Origin of the sequence: Bradyrhizobium sp. CCBAU 53421 (assembly GCF_015291625.1) — a bacterium.
Lineage (GTDB): Bacteria > Pseudomonadota > Alphaproteobacteria > Rhizobiales > Xanthobacteraceae > Bradyrhizobium.
The window spans coordinates 8,585,666-8,604,619 of the sequence record NZ_CP030047.1 but is presented as its reverse complement, the minus strand read 5'-3'; the positions used below and the strand labels follow the sequence as shown (position 1 = coordinate 8,604,619).

Below are 18,954 nucleotides of genomic sequence, written 5' to 3'. Positions count from 1 at the left end.
CCTGACCTCCGTGAGGACTGTTATGCTCTCGTTAGTTTCGCAAGATTGAATATCAGTTGCGGCTCGCGGAACCAGCTACCGCTGGTATACTGTCTCGAAATCGGCTAGGGGACCGGAAAGCCGGCCAGGGGGAAGATGAAGAGTGCAGCCTGAGGAACGCGATAAAGAAACGCCGCAGAACAATCTCGAACGACTCAAGAGCCACCTCAAGAAAGACAGCCTCGCAGAGAAGCTCGTGTCCGCGCGGATCGGAGCAGAAGGCTCCGACCCACGCCCTGCGCTGCGTGAAGTCGTCATGAATCGTATCGAGGAGCTGAGGCGCGGATATGAGCTGCCGGATCGTAAAGCTTGAAATCCAGGGTTTCCGGGCATTCGGCAACGCCGGGCAGACCCTGGAGCTTCCATCGCTGCTCGCCGCCGTCTGGGGACCGAACAGCCAAGGAAAGACCAGCCTGGCGGAGGCGGTCGAATTCCTGCTCACAGGCCAGATCGTCCGGCGCGCGCTCATGGCGAGCAGCCAGGACGAGTTCGCCGACGCGCTGCGCAATGCCCACCTGCCGGCGGACGCTCAGGCATTCGTGCGGGCCACGATTGCCTGCGCGGACCGCTCCGTGCGTACCGTCACGCGGATTCTCAAAGCCGATTACAGCAAGAAGCAGGATTGCGAGACAATTCTTCAGATCGACGGCAAGGCGGCGATAGAAGCCGACCTTGCCGCTCTCGGCATTGTGCTCTCCCAGCCGCCGCTCCGGGCGCCCGTGCTCGCGCAGCACACGCTTGGCTATGTGTTCTCCGCAAGGCCGCAGGACAGGGCGAGTTACTTCAAGGCGTTGCTTGAGGTTACGGACCTTGAAGAATTCCGCACCCAGGTTGCCGGCCTTGAGAAGGAGATTGCCGCGCCGGCCGATCCGCTGATTGGAAAGCTTGAGACCGCGGGCACGATTGCCGGAGCCGGAAAGCATCTCGCCCGCCTGCTTGCGAGAGTGCCGACGCCCGCGGAGCTCGCAGACGCGCTTGCCGCGTGCTGCAAAGAGCTGATCGAGGCGCACGGCGATACCGCGCCCGAGGACCACAAGGAGCGCTTTACCCGGCTTGAGGCGCTGCTCGCCGAGAAGCGCTCGAAGACGTTCGCGCTCAAGGGGTTCGACCGCAAACCGCTCCCCGATTGGCCGGGACCGGGAGAGGCGGAGCTTGAAAAGCTGGACACGTATATCGCCGAGCGGAAAAAGGTGGATGCGGAGGCGCGCCGGCTCACGAGCCTGTTTCGTGAAGCCCTCGCTTTGCCGGAAATCGCGGCAGCCGAAGGCGATGCCGATTGTCCGCTATGCGGCTCCGAAGCCGCGCTGACGCCTGCGCGCATGGCGTTCATTCGGAGCCGTGTCGCCGACACCGAAGCGTTTCAGAACGCGCTCAAGGAAGCGGGCGGCACGCTTGGCCGGATGCAGGCTCTTGCCAAATCCGCGCGTGACGGCATTATGCAGGCGCTCCCGTTGTTTATTGCCAATCCATCCCGCTTTCGCAGGGCAAGAGGGTTTCGCGTCGAGCGCATTCGTTTCCTCCTGGGCGAAGAAGCTGACGCTGAAGTCGCGGCATGGCTTTCGTCATTGCGCGTCCTTGCCCGGGCGGGCGCGAGAGCGCTTGCCGGCGCCGGGCGGTTATCAAAGCTCTCAGCAGCCCACGCTGAAAACCCGGACTCGCTCGCTGACTCGAGCGCCCTGAAAGCGGAATTTTCGACGCTCCGCGCGGCGTACGACGCGTTCGCCGCCGCGTTGTCGGCATACGACGCGCTGGCAGCAGCGATCGTCGATTCACTCACAGCAGTTGTCGATTCCCAGAGCGAAACGGTCGGCTGGCAGGAGCTTATCGATCTCGCAGCGGACAAGGAAGGTCTCCGCACGGCGCTGATCGACCATGCCGCCCGCGAGCAGGCCGGCAAGGACCTGACGCAGGCGCTGCGCCAGATCGACAAGGGCAACGAGGCGGTTCTTGATGAAAAGTTCACCGAACTAAGCGGTGGCGTTCAGAAATGGTGGGACCTTCTGCGGCCGGACGAGCTCAGCTTCTTCAGCGGCGTCGCGCCGCGCCCCGGCGCGCGCCGCACCATCGATTTCAAGGCGGGCCTTTCGGCCAAGGCTGACCGGAGCGACCCGAAGCTTCGCGATGTGATCGCGGTTTTCAGCCAGTCGCAGCTTCATTGCCTTGGCCTTGCGCTATTCCTCGCGCGGGCTGCGAAGGAGAAGGCCGGGTTCATCGTTCTGGACGATCCCATTATCTCAAGCGATGAGGACTACCGGGCATTCTTCAACGCGATGGTGCTTGAAGAGTTGCTGAGGCTTGGCACGCAGGTGATCGTGCTTACGCAGGATCAGCGCACATGGAAGGACCTTGGCGAGCGGTATCTGCATCAGAACATCTCCATGTTCCAGATCGCGCTGCTGAGTCCGGCGGACGGATCGAGCGTCACAAACACGGCGGATGACCTCGCAACTCAGCTTACCCGCGCGGAAAAGCTTGCCCGTGGCGGTCATCCGACACTTCGGAAGCAGGGGGGCGAGGTCATGCGGGATGCTGCCGAGCGCTTCTGCAAGGAGATGCTGGTCAAGGATCGTCGCGCGAAGGGCGATGGGGCCGCGTCGTTGCTCGACTACGACAAAAAGACCCTTGGGCATCTTGGACCGCAGGTAGAGCCGCTACTCACGCAAGACCCGTCTCATCCGGGCAAGCTGCGCGCGCTCGGGTCTGCGCTCAATCCGGCAAAACACGACGATGCGATCCCTTCGATGGGCACGCTTGTTCAAGCCCTTGGCGATTTGCAGTTTCTCAAGAAAAAGTATCTGTAAGAAGTGCGAACAGAGCGCTGGCGCCACCGTGGAGGCGCGTCTCTGCACGTTCAAAGATCTTGGCCGCCAGGAATGCAGCTGTATGGGCAAATACAAGGCCGTCGAGCGAAGCCGGGGTCCCGCAAAAAGATCCGTTTGGCGAGCCTCGACAGTTTTCCGGCCAGTGTGGCTGGGGCCAGTGAGGCGCATCATATTGATTTTCATAATAGTTTTCTGATCGCCAGACTAAGTTTGCGATTGACGCAGGCGTCTACAACTGCATCCTCAAACTATGATTCTGAGCGATTTTGCCCTGGCACGTTCGTCCGGGAATTTCCGGGGGTTGACCGTCGGGCCTGCAAGCTCCTTATCCGCGACGAGCTGCGGGCACGGGCGATCGCTATAAGAAAGTTGGACTCGGCAGGGGGACATAATGGCGCAAAACGACCGCGCGGAAAGCACTTCGGTCTACAAGCACGGTCAAGAATCCGTGCAACGCCCCGACGTTGGCGTCGAAGCACAATTTTCGAACAAGAAGCAGCCGAAGACCTATCGCTACGATTCCAGCCTTGCGCCGGAGCTGACATGGGATGAGAGCGCCGACCGCGCTTTCGCCGAATGGCTGTTGGCGCTCGTCGCGGACGCAGCAGAACAGGGCGAGGGCAAGATCTTTGCCGCGCCGCAGGTCTGGCAGGGCAACGGAGAGAGCTTTTTGTCGCTCTCGCAATGCATCGCCCGGCTACGGAGCGTGACCAAGCCATTTCTCAACTGGACCGGCAAGGCAGAACGGCAGCAGGTGACAGTTCCGACGCTGCCGCTGTTCGTTCACGAGCGACATTCGACGCAGGCGATCCTGGACACATTGAAATCGCACAAGGCGCTCGGCACCAACCTCGACTTGTTCGGTGATACAAACCTCGACATTGCCGACAAGCTGGACGCGTATCAGCATAAGGGACCATGGACCAACCGCCTCATTCTCGGCGACTCATTGCAGGTCATGAACTCCCTGCTCGAATACGAGGGTATGGGCAGTCAAGTGCAAATGATCTACTTCGATCCGCCTTATGGAGTGAAGTACGGGTCGAACTTCCAGCCCTTTGTGCGTAAGAACCGGGTCACTCACGGGTCAGACGACGAGATGATCCGTGAACCCGAGATGGTGAAGGCGTATCGCGACACATGGGAATTGGGCCTTCACTCCTACCTAACGTATCTTCGGGACCGTATCACCCTCGCTAGGGAACTGCTCACGGAATCTGGTTCGATCTTTGTTCAGATTTCCGATGACAACATTCATCACGTTCGTGAAGTTCTGGACGAGGTTTTTCCCGAGGGCTTTGTCTCGCAGATCAGCTTCCAGACAACGTCTGGTTTTGACTCAGCGACCTTGCCAACGGTCGGCGACTTCCTGCTTTGGTACGCGAAAAACCCGGATCACGTTCGCTACAACAAAGTCTTCCAGCCTCAACCCGTCGAACTCGGCAAAGGCAACGCCACCTGGGTAATTTTATCAGACGGCACCTATCGCGGCGTCAAAGCAAGCGAAGCCCGAGGAGAGGAGGAACTTCCGAAAGGTGCCCGCCTTTACAATCCGGGTGACCTACAATCGCAGGGCGCGGCATCTGAACCGCAACCGTTCACGTTTGAGGGCAAGACCTACTTGCCCGGCGGCAATTCGCATTGGAAGGCCAATTACCCTGACGGCATGAACAACCTGGCCGCAGCTGGCCGTATTCATGTCGCCAAGAACAGCATCCGCTATCGTCGTTTCGCGGACGATTTTCCTTTCCAGCAGACCGGTAATATCTGGACCGATACGATCACCGGCAATTTCACCGATGATAAGGTCTATGTCGTTCAGACGGGCGTGAAGGTCGTGGAGCGATGCATCCACATGACCACAGATCCCGGCGACCTGGTGCTGGACATAACCTGCGGTTCGGGCACGACCGCCTATGCCGCAGAGATGTGGGGGCGGCGCTGGATCACAGTGGATACATCTCGCGTGCCCATTGCGTTGGCTCGGCAGCGCCTGCTGACAAGCACCTTCCCTTGGTATCGCTTGAAGGAACCCGCGAAAGGACCAGCCGGCGGTTTCGTCTACGAGCGCAAACGAAACAAGAAGGGTGAGGAAGTCGGCGGCCTCGTGCCTCGCATTACCCTCAAATCCATTGCCAATGACGAAGACCCCAAGATGGAGGTCCTTGTTGATCGGGCCGAGACGAACGACAAGATCACGCGCGTTTGCGGATCGTTCACTGTTGAGGCGACTATTCAAGCCGCAATGAGTCTTGAAGACGATGCCGCGCAACCAGCACCGCAGATCCTATCAGGAAATCCGCGCGCCTATCTTGACCGCATGGTCGAACTGTTACGCCAGAGCAAGACACTACAGTTGCCAGGCAACGTGACACTGCAACTGGACGTCATCAGTCCACTTGCGGACCGCGAGTATCTTCACGCAGAAGGCGTGGCGAAGAACGGCAGCGAGAAGCGCATTGCATTTGCGTTCGGTCCCGAGGACGGGGCGATCGGCTCCGAATATGTCTTCAACGCCCACACCGAGGCGTTGCAGCAAGGATTCCAGCAGCTGTTCCTGTTTGGCTTTGCAATCCAAGCGAAAGCCCGCGAGATGCTGGACAAGCTGAAGCTTCCGACCATCTACGTTTCAGTAACTCCCGACGTAGTCATGTCTGACCTGCTCAAGACCACCAAGTCCAGCGAGATCTTCTCGATTACCGGCTTGCCCGATGTATCGCTTGAGCCGGCCGGGAAGGAGAAGGATGGAACGCCGCTCTGGCGCGTCGTGATCAAGGGCCTCGACATTTTCCGACCCGACACGATGGAGACGGAAGAGGTCAAGGCCGAGAACCTGCCGTGCTGGATGCTCGACAGCAACTACAACGGCATGGTGTTCATGGCCACGCAGGTGTTCTTCCCCAGAACCGGCGCCTGGGAGAACCTACAAAAATCCCTGAAAGGGCAATTCAGCGACAGCGTGTGGGAACACCTTGCCGGGACAACGAGCGAGCCTTTTGTCCTGGGTGACAAGAAGCGCATTGCCGTGAAAGCGATCGACGAGCGCGGCAATGAGCTGATGGTCGTCAAGAGCGCCGACGGAGGCCGCTGATGACCGCCGCCGCGAAGCCGCAAGAGCCGCCGGTGACCGTCGCCGAGGTCGAGTCACCGATCATCAATTCGCCATTCCGGGAGCCCGAATATTATTGGCAGATCGAGCGTGGGAAACCGCCAGTCAAGGCCGAAGGCCGGCGGCGCGCGAGCTACTTCTACCGCGTGCCGGAACACGCCGGGCGCGGTAAGAAGAACAAGAAGCAGGCTGAGCTTTTCGCGGACGCAAAGGGCGAGGAGGTCGAGCTTGAAATCGTCAACCTCATTCGCGAGCGGGTGAAGGAATGGCGGGCCGGCAGCCGGTCCGGCGGCAGCGCTTATGACGGCGCATCGCCGGTCACGAAGGAACTGCTGGAGCTCTGGCGCAGCAGCGACCGGATGCAGCGGCTCTTCTTCGCGCAGGTTGAAGCGGTGGAGACCATCATCTTTTTGGTCGAGGCTGCCGACATCTATCAGAAGGGTATCCCGGAAATCCCGAGGGACGATCCCGGCCTTGAATCCAAGGCGGCGGGCGTACGCGCCTTTCTCCGCTACGCCTGCAAGATGGCGACAGGCTCAGGCAAGACGACTGTGATGGGGATGCTCGCGAGCTGGTCCATCCTCAACAGCGTGGCTTCCCCGCGCGATGATCGGTTCTCGGATACGCTCCTGATCGTCTGCCCAAACGTCACGATTCGCGAACGCCTGCAAGAGCTGGACCCTGCGCTCGGAGACCTATCCCTTTACAGAACCCGGCAGTTGGTGCCGGTTCACCGCATGGAGGATTTGCGCCGCGGTGAGGTCATGATCGCCAATTGGCACCGCCTCGCAAAAAAGGAAACCAACACAGTCAACGGTGACTCGGCCAAGGTCGTAAAGACCGGCGAGGCCGTCGATGTGGTGAAGAACGCGGGCAAGGCGAACGAATCCGTCGAGACAAAATACTTCGAGTCAGATGCCGCATGGTTCAAGCGCATCCGGCGCGAACTTGGCAGCGGCAAGGGCCGCAGCCCGCATTGGCTGATCTTCAACGACGAAGCGCACCACGCTTATCGGCGCGGCGATGCCCCGACCGAAGACGCGCTCGACGAGGATAAGGATCTCGCCAGCAAGAATGACCGCGAGGCAACGATCTGGATCGAAGGGCTCGACCGCATCAACAAGCTGGCCGGCGGCAGCAGGCGGCGCGGCATTCATCTCTGCATCGATCTGTCGGCGACGCCGTTTTATATTCAGGGGTCCGGCAACGAGGTCGGCAAGCCGTTCCCGTGGATCGTCTCCGACTTCGGCCTTCTCGACGCCATCGAATCCGGCCTTGTGAAGGTTCCGCAGCTTCCCGCCCGCGACGTTACTGGTGCGGAGGAAGCCGCTTATTTCAATATCTGGCGTTGGGTGCAGGCGAAGGCGAAGGAGGACGGGTACGGCACCAACGTCACTCCGGAAATCGTCATGAATTACGCCAGCGCGCCCATTAATCTCCTGGCGGTAGAATGGCACCAGCGCTTCCTAGAGTGGGAGAGATTCTCGAAGCAGCAGCAAAGACATCCGGTCCCACCGGTGTTCATCGTGGTGTGTCGCGATACCGCCGTCGCGCGCGAGGTTCATTCGTGGCTTGCCAACGGCAATGACAGCTACGGCGTTTCGCCGCCATGGTTTCGCAACTCGCCCGGCCAGGAAGTCACCGTCCGCATCGACTCCAAGGTGATCGAGGACATCGAAGCCGGCGGCACCAAGGACGAGACGCGTCGCTTGCGCTTCATCCTCGACACGGTCGGCAAGCCCGAATGGCCCGGCGGCAAGGTGCCGGAAGAATGGTCGGAGCTTGTTCGCAAGCACAACGATAAAGCCGCGAGCGACGATAATGACGGCTCCCTCAAATGGATCGACGAGCGAATTCCGCCAGGGCGAGACGTGCGCTGCATCGTTTCCGTCGCCATGCTCGCCGAAGGATGGGATGCAAATACGGTCACGCACATCGTGGGCCTGCGGCCGTTCGGATCGCAGCTTCTGTGCGAGCAGGTCGTCGGCCGCGCCTTGCGCCGTAAGAGCTATGCGCTGAACGAGAACACGCAGATGTTCGCCGAGGAAACCGCTAAGGTTTTCGGCGTTCCGTTCGAATTGATCCCGTTCAAGGTTGCGCCAGCCGGACCGCAGCCGCCGCAGCCGGACCCGAACCATATCTATTCAGTGCCAGAGAAAGCGGAATTTGAGATCACCTTCCCAATCGTGACGGGTTATCATCAGTCGGGGAGCTTTGATGTTTCCGTCGATTGGGATCAGGTCGCGAAGGTCACGATCGATCCGATGCGTATCCCGCAGCTTGTCGAATTGACGCCCCTGACCACGCCTGACGGCACCCTCGCCGCCTACGGTCCCGGCGAAAGACCGGTCCTTTCGTTGAAAGACTGGCGTGCTCTCTTTCGCGATCAGCAGGTCGCCTTCCGGCTCGCGCGCGAAATCTGCATGCGCTGGCAGAACGACAACGGCGCTGCCGCCGTTCCGGTGCAGCAGCTCTTTCCGCGCATTGCCTTCGCAGCGAAGCGCTTCCTCGCCGAGAAGCTGGAGCGAAAGGGCGACAGCCAGCCGTGCGACGTGTTGCTTGTCGGTGAATATATGCAGGCTTCCATCGGCGCGTTGTTCGACGCCATTAAGAGGGGCTCGTCAACCTCGGACGAAGAAGTGGCGGTCATCCCGCAAGGCGCGTCGGGACGCGGCAGCACGCTTTATGTCGATTTCCACACGACGAAGCCGATCTATCCCGTCAGCCATTGCCACCTGAACGCAATGGTCGCGGACACCCAAAAATGGGAACAGAGTGCGGCGTTCCTTCTCGATACGCATCGCGGTGTAAAGAAGTGGGTGAAGAACGACCGGCTTGGCTTTTTCATCCCGTACCGGAGCCGCGGGCTGCCGGCGAAATACGTGCCGGATTTCATTGTCGTGACCGACAAAGGCCAGAATGTCATTGTCGAAATCAAGGGGCAGGTGTCCGATAGCGCTGACGCGAAGGCCAAAGCCGCCGAGCGTTGGGCGGCGGCCGTTACGCGGCTTGGTCAATACGGAACCTGGCGCTACCTGCTCGTTACCGACCCCAGCCGGCTTGGCCTGATGCTGAACGCTTACACAGATGCGGCCTGGGATCAGGGCGAGTTCAAGCTGAGCTAACCTTCGCCTCGTTCCCTCTGGCTTCGTGCAGCGAGGCCGGAGCGTTGCCGGGCTAAGATGCTTGGCGCCCTGCCAGTTGCGCCGCGTGGCCAAGCTACCGTTTCTCCGGCCGTTCGCCGACAGAGCGCGTCACGTAGCCAGTCCACCTTTACGTTCATTGCCGCCCTCAGTCAGGGCCGCGGTCTGCCGGACGGCGCTTTGCCGTCAATGGTCTGCCCGCACCACCCCGCCGTAACGGCGGGCCGTGTTGACCATGACGGCCGCAGCTCATGCCGCCCGGCCTTTCGTCCGCGTCCTTCGGGACGATCAACGAACGAAAGGAGAAAAAAATGGGACTGGATATGTACGCCTACGCGCTCAATCGCACGCCGGAAAAGCCGGTGGACTTCAAGGCCGACGACGCCGTGGAAATCCACTACTGGCGCAAGCATCCGAACCTGCACGGCTGGATGGAGCGCCGCTACCGCGAAAAAGGCGGGGCCGAGCTCGACTTCAACTGCGTGAACGTGCAGCTGACGAGCGCCGACCTCGACGCTCTTGCAGATGCGATCCGCTCGCTCAGTCTGCCGCCAACAAACGGCTTTTTCTTCGGCGCATCCGACGGCAGCGAGATCGACGACGATCTGCAGTTCGTCGCCAAGGCGCGCGAAGCGCTCGCGGCCGGGCTGACTGTGTTCTACTCGTCCTGGTGGTAGCACCAACGCAAATCGGGCCGCTAGTCCTGCGGCCCAGTTTGCCTGCTGTTGAGCGCCATGATCGAAGGCAGCTTTGCAGCCGATCATTCAAGGTGCGCGCGAATGCCTTTGGCTGTTTTGTCGATAAAGTCGATGTCGCGGATCTGCTCTTCAGTGCTGGTGAAAAGGTTGTTTCCTTCCTTGAAGCCGTTCTGCAGATACCATTGCTGCTTCCATTCCCAGCCTTCGCGGTATTTCGCCTGATCGAGGCGGCCGAGATGCTCCCAAAGGATGATCTCGCCGGAATCATCGATGAACGAAAAGTCGGGACGCAAACGGCCCGGCCTTGCCGTTCCGTCTAGCGGGCGCTCGTATTGATAATTGATGCCGAGGGCGTGCAGCTTTTCGGCGATCAGGAGCTCGGATTTGCTGCGGACAAGCTCGCCCCGCGTCGTGCGGTAAATCAAATGCGCGGCATAGCGGTCCTTCGACGGCTTGCCGCTCTTCTCGGCGCGAGGATCTTCCGCTCGGATGCCGACCGCGAAGAGGTTCGTGCTCCTCCTGGCCGTCTCCGAGGTTCGAATGAGGTCATACAGACCACTTGGATCATCGCCCTCCATGAGCAGGATCAGCCGGTCTTTCGAGCGGGTCAGCGCCGTGTAGACCAGCTCGCGCGTGAGAAGGCGCGAGCGCTGCGGCAGGATAACGAATACCTTCCTGAAATCGCTTCCCTGGGCCTTATGCACTGTCAGCGCATAGGCGAGTTCGAGAGGCGCGCTCTCCGGACCGAAATTGCTCGGATAAAATCCGAACCGCACATCCGGGCGCGCGACGAACGCGACGTTGAGAGCCTTATTCTTGGCGGCTCCACTCCCACTGGCCGCGACGCCGATTTCGCCGTTGGCGAGATATTCCTCGACCTTCTGCTTATCTTTGCCGTTCCATCCGTTGCGCCTGCCGTTGCGCGTCAGAATGACCTTGTCGCCCCATACGATCTCCTCATCGCCGAGACTCAGTCCCCACGGCTGCCGCGCGGTCTTCAGTTGCGAAGCTCTAAAGCGGCGCTGAATCCATCGGTTCAGCTCCGCCACGCCGTGAATATTCTTCTTGCCGGGGCACAGGAGCTGGAAGTTCTCCGCGCCGTCGTGATCGTCGAAAGGGACCCAGCCTTGTTCCGTGAGCCCGAGCGCAACGTTAAACCCTTCGACATCGCTGTCGCTGGCGAGATTCAAATGCTTCTGGAACAGACCGGATAACTGCTGATGCAGATCTTTTGGGGTTTTCCAGTAATGGACTTCCAGATCGTTGAACGTTTCCCCGGCCTCAAGGTCGCTCAGCACCCTGTCGGCATCCACCGGTTGAGACTCCCTCGTGAACCAGGATGCAAGCCGCAGGCTGTCGGAGGGAGCGCCCGCACTCGTCCTCACTTCGACCGACAGCCGCGCGAGCGCCTTGCCATCCTCGCGTTGCTTTTCGGAAGCCTCCTCGAGGAATGCAACCAAATCCGCGAACGGGCGGCCCATGCCGATGGGCGGGAGCTGGTTTGGATCGCCCACAAGGATGACGCGCTGCACGTGCGCGAGATCGAGCGCGAGCAGCACGGCCAGCAGGTCGTCCATCGTGAGCATCGAGCATTCGTCGATGACGACGGTCTTTTCCTTCGCGTAGGGCGGGTCGCCCTCGAACAACGGGCGTTGCCTCAGCGCGTCATATCTGTCGCGCTGGTACAAGAACTGCGCGACCGTCATCGAAGCGTCACCGGTTTTTTGCCCGAGGCGCACGCGCGCCTTGCCGGTCGGCGCGAGAAACAGGATCCCTTGCTTGGAAAGGGCCTTTGATTTCTTTAAAGCGCCGAGAACCGTTGTCTTTCCTGTCCCCGCGCCGCCCACTAGCACGCTCAGTTTTCTTGTGGTGATGGTTTCGAGCATGCGGCTTTGCTCAGCGAGCGCGTCCGCATAGCGCGGCTCTTTGAAATTAACGCTCACCCCTTGCTCGCTGATGCTCTCGCGCAGAAGAGCGGACCAGTCCTCCTTCAGGCTTTCGATCGCGGCTTGCGCGCGCTTTTGCAAAATTCGGGAAAGGCGCTGCTCGTTCTTCATGGCGTCGGTCAGCTGAAGACACTGTACCGGGGAAGAATGGGCATCACGCGCGAGTTCGAAACGCGCGATCTCCCCCTCGATGTTGTTCAGATTGCCCTTGATCCAGTCCGCCGATGCCTGCAGGGGATGGCTGAGGTCGAGCGAAGCGAGCGCCTCGATCGCTTCGTCTTCGGCGAGCAGCGCGTCACCCTGCTGGCCCGCGATGCGGAGAACGGTCACGAACGCGGCGCGCACGCGCCGCCAGTCGAGCGGTGACTCGACTAAGGAAGGCTTTGGAACAGGGTGTTCCGCCGCAATTGTCGCGTCCGGCAACATTCCGCGGTCAATCGCGCCGAGCGCGACAGGATGCTCGTTGAGATCGCCCAGATCGGCTTCCACGATCCGGTAGGGATTAGCGAGAATCGCTGCGTCATCGACCTGGCCGCGGGTCGCCTTCCTGCGCTCGCCCGGAGTAAACCAGCGCAGCGCCTGCGCGGGACTGAGCTCAAATCGCGACAGCAGCTGGAGCAGCGCGCGCCGTTCACCGGTGAGCGCATTCCATGTCGCCGCAACCGCTTCAACATCGCCTTTATAAGCTTTTTTCGGAGGCGGACGCTTTCCGCGCAGGATCGCATCGATGACCGGCCAGGGGTTGTCCTTCGGCTTAATGTCGCCGCTGGCGCTCAGCTCCAGCATCAAGCTCGTGCCGAGCCGCATTCCGAGCGCTTCGAGCGCTGCGCCTGCGCCTGGAAACGCGCCTCGGTCCTGCCAGACGGCATGGATTTGCTGGTTGAGCCATTCCTCGCGCCGCTCCCAGGGGCCAGGCGCCACACCGTGAACTCGCACCTTCCGGACCGCTTCGAGGCTCCGCACCAAGGTGGAAAGCGCCACGTCGTTGGCGGCGTGCTCTCCGACATAGGAGAAGGATTTGACTTGCCCGCGGTCGGGTACGACCGCGATCTCTTCGAGAAGTTCGCGCCGGCGCAGGTTTTCGTCGGAGTCGCCTGTGTCCTCCAGGTAATCGTGATACGGCAGAAGCATTCCGTCCGCGCCGTTCGGCCGGATCGAATGTGTGAGGAGACGGTCCCAAAGCGGATAGCGGGGCCCCTCGGCGGCGTCGTAGTGTTGCAGTGCACCAATCTGGTCCACCATGCCGACGCCAACAACCAGGCGATTAACGGTCTCTTCGAGCGGATGTCCGCTTTTCGTGTAAAAAAACACGAGCGACTTCTTGGCCGCGATCCGGTTGAAGAACAGCTCGCACAAGGCTTCCTGCCGCTCGCGCGAAAAAACCCATGAGGTCGGGAACGGGGCCTGGTCGCCCGGCGGCAATGAGGCAGGCAATCGCTCCTCGATCTCCTGCTGATGTTTCTGAAGCATCCAGAAAAACGGAACGGCGAAGGTCGAGTAAGGCGGCACCTTGACGACGGTCCGGACAAGCTTGCCGTGCGTTTTCTGTGCCTCCTTGATGTTCTGGTAGGGATGATTGAAGGCCCGCCACCATGGCTTGTCGTTCATGAACCCGCCTGACTCGGCCTGGCAGGGCGGAAACTGGCCCTCCTCCAGCTCCGAAAACTCCTTGCCCGCGAGCGCGTCTTCCGCCGCGTCGTCCCTTGCCGCGCGGATGCGGTCAAGATCAATACAGTAGGCATTCTTTGACGGAGCCAGGCAGACCCGACCGTTCCACCGGTTGTCGTGCCAGGCAACCCGCAGATTGAGATGTTGAATAGCGCCCGAGCTCATTCGCTTCCGCAGCCCCCTTAGACTCCCTTGAGCATTGTCGGGCAGGCGTGAAGGAGAAGCTAGTATCAATCCGTCGTATTGCGATAGCTCGCCTCATGTTGCGGTCGCGAATGCATATTTCCGTAACCATGGGATTCGGCTGCCGCGCCGGCCTTAAACCGCAATTCCTTGAAAACACCCGCTTATCATCGTAAATGTCCATTATTTGATACTGAGAAATTCTTGGCGGGGGGCATGACGGAAGCCATCGCGGCAGCAAGCGATCCCGGCTGGAATCCTGAGATTGCCGGGACCAAAGTTCGTCTGCGCGACAATCCAGGACGGCAGGGCGCCACCACCGGACGCACGAAGCGGGCCGGCAGCTTTCTCATGGTGGAGATCGATTTCGGTCCCAATGAGAAGCAGTTCAAGCGATATGACCTGCTGGAGCCCGTCGGCGAGCAGAAAGAGATCTTCGAGCTGCTTGAGAATGCCGTGTTCGGTGGCCCAAGCGATCTGCGCCGCGTCCTGACGTTCGAGAAGATCAAGGGCGAGCTGACCAACATCTTCTACTCGATGGAAGCCAGCAATACGGACTTTCATCCCCACCAATTCAAGCCCGTCATGCGCTTCATCGAATCGCCTGTCGGCCGCATGCTGATCGCCGATGAAGTTGGTCTCGGCAAGACAATCGAGGCAACCTATATCTGGAAAGAAATCCAGGCGCGTCAGTCGGCGCGCCGGCTTTTGATCGTTTGCCCAGCCATGTTGCGGGAAAAATGGCGAGGCGACCTCCGCAAACGATTCAACATCTCCGGCGATATTGTCTCGGCGCGCGATCTCTATGAGCGCATGAAGGATGTCGCCGCGCATCGGACGACCGATTCCTTCGTCTATATAACGAGCCTCGAAGGTCTTCGGCCCCCGGCCAATTACGAGAACGAGAGCGCCACCGGCGTCAGGGCGCGCTTTGCGCGTCTTCTGGACGAGAATACGGCAACCGAAGATTTCGCTCTCTTCGATCATGTCATCATCGATGAAGCCCACTACCTTCGCAATCCGTCCACCGGAAACAACCGGTTGGGCAGGCTCCTCAGCGAGGCTGCGCATCATCTGGTGATGCTGACCGCAACCCCAATTCAGCTCAACAGCGACAACCTCTACCAGCTTCTGCGGCTCGTTGATCCCGACCAGTTCTACGATTCGTCGCTCTTCCAGGACATGCTGGCGGCCAATTCCAGCATCGTCCGGGCGCAAAGGGCGCTGTGGCAGGAGCCCGTCAATGTTCAGGGCGCGCTCGCGGCTCTCGCGGACGCGGAGAGGTCCGACTACTTCAAAAGCGACGCTATTCTCGCGCGAATCAAGGAGCATCTCTCGGAAGGCTTTCCTGATTCCGAAAAGCGAATCGAAGTTCTGCGTCTGCTTGAGAGCCGCTCGCTCCTGTCTCAGTACATGACGCGAAGCAGGAAGCGCGAGGTCCTCGAAAAACGCGTCGAGCGCCGGCCTCAGACGCTTCACATCCGGTTCAGCCCCGAGGAATCGTCGCTCTATCAGCATGTCACCAATCGCATTTGGCAGGAAGCCGTCGGCAGAAGCGGCGTTTCTCTCTTCTCTCTGATCGCCCGCCAGCGTCAAATGGCGAGCTCGATTGTCGGCGCGCTCGAAAGCTGGCGCGAGAAGGGCTTGATCGAAGATCTGCTCTGGGAAGATTTCGGCGTTTCCCGCGAGCTTCTGCCGGAAGCCGGTTCTGAGACGGAGGAACGCGACGGCGATGCGGCCGATGAGGGTGCGGGTAATGCCGCGCTTGATTGCACATATGACCTCAAGAGCCTTGAGGAGGGCGACAACAAGTACCGCGCGCTCAAGGAGTTTTTGGCCGCCGAGCTGCGGAAGAACCCGAGGGAAAAATTTGTCGTGTTCGCGTTCTATCGCGGCACGCTCAAATACCTTGCGCGCCGGCTCAAGGCGGACGGCGTCAATGCCGCGCTCATCATGGGCGACATGGGAGCGGAGAAGGACAATATCATCGCGTCATTCGCGCGCGCCGACGGACCTTCTGTTCTCTTGTCGTCGGAAGTCGGCAGCGAGGGTATCGACCTTCAGTTCTGCCGCTTCCTTGTCAATTACGATCTTCCCTGGAACCCCATGCGGGTCGAGCAGCGGATCGGCAGGCTTGACCGCCTGGGCCAAAAGGCGGAGCGCATCTCGATCATCAACCTTGCGGTCGAGAACACGATCGAGGACAGAATTTTGATGCGCCTTTATGAGCGCATCAATGTCTTCAGGGAAAGCATCGGCGACCTTGAAGACATTCTGGGCGAAGTCACCGAGCAGCTGCTCGTCGGTCTGCTCAATCCGAACCTGACCGAAGAAGAGCGCGAGCGCAAATCGGTCCAGGCCGAGCTTGCGATCCGGAATACTCAAAAGGAACGTCAGAGACTTGAGGAGGAAGCCGTCAACCTTGTCGGGTTCTCGGATTATATCCTCGACCATGTGAGGGACAGCCGCCAAAAGGGCCGCTGGCTCAGCGCTTTCGAGCTACGCGCACTCGTGGACGATTTCTTCGCCCGAAACTATCCCGGAACCAAGATCGAGCAAACGGGCGAGGTTGATTTTGCCGCGCGAATCGTTCTGTCAGACGAGGCCCGAACATCGCTCGGATACTTTATAGCCGAAACGCGCCCCTCGACGCCGACGACGCTGCACCGGAGCAGCAGGCCGGTCTTCTGCGTCTTCGATCCGCGCAAGACCGAGGATGTCTCTCCCGACGCGGAATTCATCGAACCGAGCCATCCGCTCGTACAGTGGATTCGCGCGCGCTACCGTGATGAACATCACCAGTTGCACCCTGTCGCTGCGATTGCGATGAGCCAGGCAGACGCCAAGGTGCCGGTTGGCGATTATGTGTTCAGCGCGCACCGATGGTCGTTTGTTGGTCTCAAATCAGACCAGCTGCTGTCCTTCCGGGCCTCAAATCTTGCGACAGGCGAATTGCTGAACGCTGCCGACTCCGAAGCGTTGGTGACGGCCGCTTCAGCGTTCGGCGAAGCGCTGCCCAACGCGGTCAATGTGCTGCCAGGCATCGGCAAAATCTGCGAAGCCGCGTTTCGTTGCGAAGAATCCTTGGGCAACGCGTTCGGCGAGCGGCTTGCCGATTTTGAAGCTGAAAACAAGGTGCGCTGCGATCAGCAAAAAGTAAGCGCCGAAAAACTCGCTAGGCGCCGCTTGGAAGGTTTCCGCGCCCGTATCGAGAAGTTCCGCAGGGAGGGCAATCTTCGGCCGGTGGCGATGACCGAGGGCCTCATAAGGAAAGAAGAGGAGCAGCTCAGGACCAAGCTGGAGCGCATAGTCAAACGGCAGCAGGTCGATCCCACAATGATACAGCTCGCCGCAGGCGTTGTTAGGGTGTCGGAACGCTGATGAGTTGGCGCGATAAAATACAAGAACTAAGGGACCGCCTTTTTGGGAATCGGCATGCGCCCGGTGCTCCGATTGCGCCCGTAGCGAATGTCCGGCCCGCAGATCGCGTCGAGCCGGGAATCGCCCGCGGCGCCGCGCCCCGCGTCGTGACGCTCAATCTTGGCATCGATTTCGGAACGAGCTTCACCAAGGTGTGCTATCGCGACCTTGGAACGGAAGAATCCGGTGTCATCGCTATCGGCCAAGGTCTAAAAAGCGCTTTGCTGCCGTCAGTTGTCGTCATCTCTCAGGATGGGCGCCTTTCCTTGCGCGACGGCTCTGTAAGACCGCCGAATTCGGTTGAGGTCACCTACCTCAAAATGAGGCTGGCAGGCACGCCGATCACAGATGACCTGACCGAGCTTGCCGGCATCAAGCTCAACGGGCCCGCGACGGTGAAGGCGCTGGCCGCATGGTTCCTTGCGTCCGTCATTGCGTGCAGCCAACGATGGATGGGCCTGAATGAGTCGGACAGGCTCAAAAACCGGACGCCCATCTGGTCCGCAAATGTCGGCGTTCCAGTGGAGCATTACGACTCAGATGCACTCGCGACGTTTGAGGAAGTGCTCGGCGTTGCGTGGCTTTGGGTCAAGGACGCCAAGATTCCCGGCACGCTGAGGGCGGCCTTGGATGAGTATAGCGCAGCCTTCGCGAGGCTTGAGCGCGAGGTCGCGGATTTTCACGCGGTGCCGGAGATTGCGGCAGCCGTACAGTCGTTTGTGATGTCCCGCGAAGCCGTTCCCGGCATCTACGTTTATTTCGATATTGGCGGCGGCACGATCGACGGCGTCGCTTTCAACTATGTGAACTACGACGGCGAAAGGCGGATCAACTTCTACTCCGGAAAAGTGGAGGCGCTCGGCATCTCTGCGATCGGGGCCGCGATCAACCCGGACAAGCGGAGCGACTTCGATGCCGCGGTGCTGGAAATGCTTTTCAAGGAATGCGCGGGAGAAGTCCGGGATGACTATGAGAACCGGATCCGCTGCCTCGTTGGCACCATTATCATAACGGCCAAGAAAAAGGATGGGCGAGACTGGCAGGTCGATGCGATCCAGAATTCTGACTACGAGCGCAAGTTTATCGGGCGGCTTCCCCTGCATCGGATGAAGCCATTAGTGGTTTTCCTGGGGGGCGGCGGCTCGAAATCGGAATGGTATAGTTCGACAATCGGCTCCACCTACACCGAGTTTCAGCACGACCGCTCGGGAATTCCTCCTTACAAGATACTGAATGTGCAGCGTCCCAAGGATTTAGCGCTCAGGGACGGCGACGACTTTACGCGTTTTGCGATCAGCTACGGCTTGTCCATCCCGTTCGGCGAAGGGCCTGAAATCCGCCTCCCGAGCCGGTTCAAGGAAGCCGAGCCGCCAAAGGCATGGAGGCCGCGAGACTGGGTGGACTATGTCGACAGCAAGGATGTTTACGACTGACGCGCAGCGAGCGGGCAACTCCTTCGCATCTTAAGGCAATGGAGTTGACGCGCGTCTGCCTTTCAGTCCCCCGTCCGGCAGACGATGCCCCAGCTATGGACCGGCCATGAGCCATCCGCCCGGTCCGCAAGAGTGAAGTGAAAGTCCTTCAGCCGGTTCGCTTCCAGCAGCCTCAGCATGTCGGAGAACTGACCCCGCGTGACATCAAGCGAGAGCGTAAGCGAGGGCACGCCTTCGCTCTTGAAAAGACGGCCCGCTTCCGGAAATTCCGTCTTCATCGGCGTCGGAGCCATGATCATGATGACGCCAGGCCACGTAAAACGCGCCTCCGGCATCGTGAGGGCGGCCGGCATGATCATGTAGCTGAATTCGACGGATTGTCGCGGCGGTCCAGGCTGAACGACCTGCCCGAAATTCACCGTGCAGCCCCCGAGGAGTTCCCCTCGCCAGTTGCCCGGCCTTACCGCCGGCAGCGTAAGGCCAGGCTTCCCTT

9 protein-coding genes are annotated in these 18,954 nt (G+C 60.2%); 7 read left to right on the top strand and 2 right to left on the bottom strand.

The genetic code is table 11. From position 1 onward, the window contains the following. Positions 1–142: 142 nt before the first annotated feature. The 5 genes from XH92_RS39825 (at position 143) to XH92_RS39805 (ending at position 9,790) form a co-directional block, all read left to right on the top strand. Positions 143–352 (top strand): hypothetical protein, encoded by a 210-nt coding sequence (locus XH92_RS39825; RefSeq protein ID WP_194456909.1) that lies wholly within the window; start codon positions 143–145, stop codon positions 350–352. Continuing rightward, a complete protein-coding gene (locus tag XH92_RS39820) occupies positions 327–2,840 on the top strand; it encodes an ATP-binding protein (RefSeq protein ID WP_194456908.1) in 2,514 nt (837 codons plus the stop codon). The genes XH92_RS39825 and XH92_RS39820 overlap by 26 nt, the downstream gene beginning before the upstream one ends. A 412-nt stretch (positions 2,841–3,252) precedes the next feature. After that, positions 3,253–5,952 carry a site-specific DNA-methyltransferase gene (locus XH92_RS39815; RefSeq protein ID WP_194456907.1) on the top strand — a complete coding sequence of 900 codons (2,700 nt, stop codon included), beginning with the start codon at positions 3,253–3,255 and terminating at the stop codon, positions 5,950–5,952. Beyond that, a complete protein-coding gene (locus XH92_RS39810; protein ID WP_194456906.1) occupies positions 5,952–9,095 on the top strand; it encodes a BPTD_3080 family restriction endonuclease in 3,144 nt (1,047 codons plus the stop codon). Before XH92_RS39815 ends, XH92_RS39810 begins: the two co-directional genes overlap by 1 nt. A 269-nt stretch (positions 9,096–9,364) precedes the next feature. After that, positions 9,365–9,790: a phosphoglycerate kinase gene (locus XH92_RS39805; RefSeq protein WP_246788067.1), complete on the top strand. Its 426-nt coding sequence runs from the start codon at positions 9,365–9,367 to the stop codon at positions 9,788–9,790. An 83-nt stretch (positions 9,791–9,873) separates the two neighbouring features. On the opposite strand, the gene XH92_RS39800 is transcribed toward XH92_RS39805, so the two are convergent. Continuing rightward, entirely contained in the window at positions 9,874–13,590 is a 3,717-nt protein-coding gene (locus tag XH92_RS39800) for an ATP-dependent RecD-like DNA helicase (RefSeq protein ID WP_194456905.1), read from the bottom strand. Between the two features lie 234 nt (positions 13,591–13,824). Between XH92_RS39800 and XH92_RS39795 the strand changes: the two genes are divergently transcribed. Together XH92_RS39795 and XH92_RS42875 are read left to right on the top strand one after the other, a co-directional pair. Further along, positions 13,825–16,989 carry an SNF2-related protein gene (locus tag XH92_RS39795; RefSeq protein WP_194456904.1) on the top strand — a complete coding sequence of 1,055 codons (3,165 nt, stop codon included), beginning with the start codon at positions 13,825–13,827 and terminating at the stop codon, positions 16,987–16,989. Beyond that, the gene (locus XH92_RS42875) at positions 16,989–18,461 is read left to right on the top strand and encodes a hypothetical protein (RefSeq protein WP_210345523.1); all 1,473 of its coding nucleotides are present in this window, start codon (positions 16,989–16,991) and stop codon (positions 18,459–18,461) included. Before XH92_RS39795 ends, XH92_RS42875 begins: the two co-directional genes overlap by 1 nt. Positions 18,462–18,523: 62 nt before the next feature. On the opposite strand, the gene XH92_RS39785 is transcribed toward XH92_RS42875, so the two are convergent. Then, the gene (locus XH92_RS39785; RefSeq protein WP_246788065.1) at positions 18,524–18,880 is read right to left on the bottom strand and encodes a hypothetical protein; all 357 of its coding nucleotides are present in this window, start codon (positions 18,878–18,880) and stop codon (positions 18,524–18,526) included. Positions 18,881–18,954 lie beyond the last annotated feature (74 nt).

Excerpts from the sequence above, each read along its gene's own strand:
- XH92_RS39795 (WP_194456904.1), top strand. The coding sequence starts at position 13,825 with ATGACGGAAGCCATCGCGGCAGCAAGCGATCCCGGCTGGAATCCTGAG.
- XH92_RS39810 (WP_194456906.1), top strand. The coding sequence starts at position 5,952 with ATGACCGCCGCCGCGAAGCCGCAAGAGCCGCCGGTGACCGTCGCCGAG.
- XH92_RS39800 (WP_194456905.1), bottom strand. The coding sequence starts at position 13,590 with ATGAGCTCGGGCGCTATTCAACATCTCAATCTGCGGGTTGCCTGGCAC.
- XH92_RS39805 (WP_246788067.1), top strand. The coding sequence starts at position 9,365 with ATGCCGCCCGGCCTTTCGTCCGCGTCCTTCGGGACGATCAACGAACGA.
- XH92_RS39820 (WP_194456908.1), top strand. The coding sequence starts at position 327 with ATGAGCTGCCGGATCGTAAAGCTTGAAATCCAGGGTTTCCGGGCATTC.
- XH92_RS39815 (WP_194456907.1), top strand. The coding sequence starts at position 3,253 with ATGGCGCAAAACGACCGCGCGGAAAGCACTTCGGTCTACAAGCACGGT.
- XH92_RS42875 (WP_210345523.1), top strand. The coding sequence starts at position 16,989 with ATGAGTTGGCGCGATAAAATACAAGAACTAAGGGACCGCCTTTTTGGG.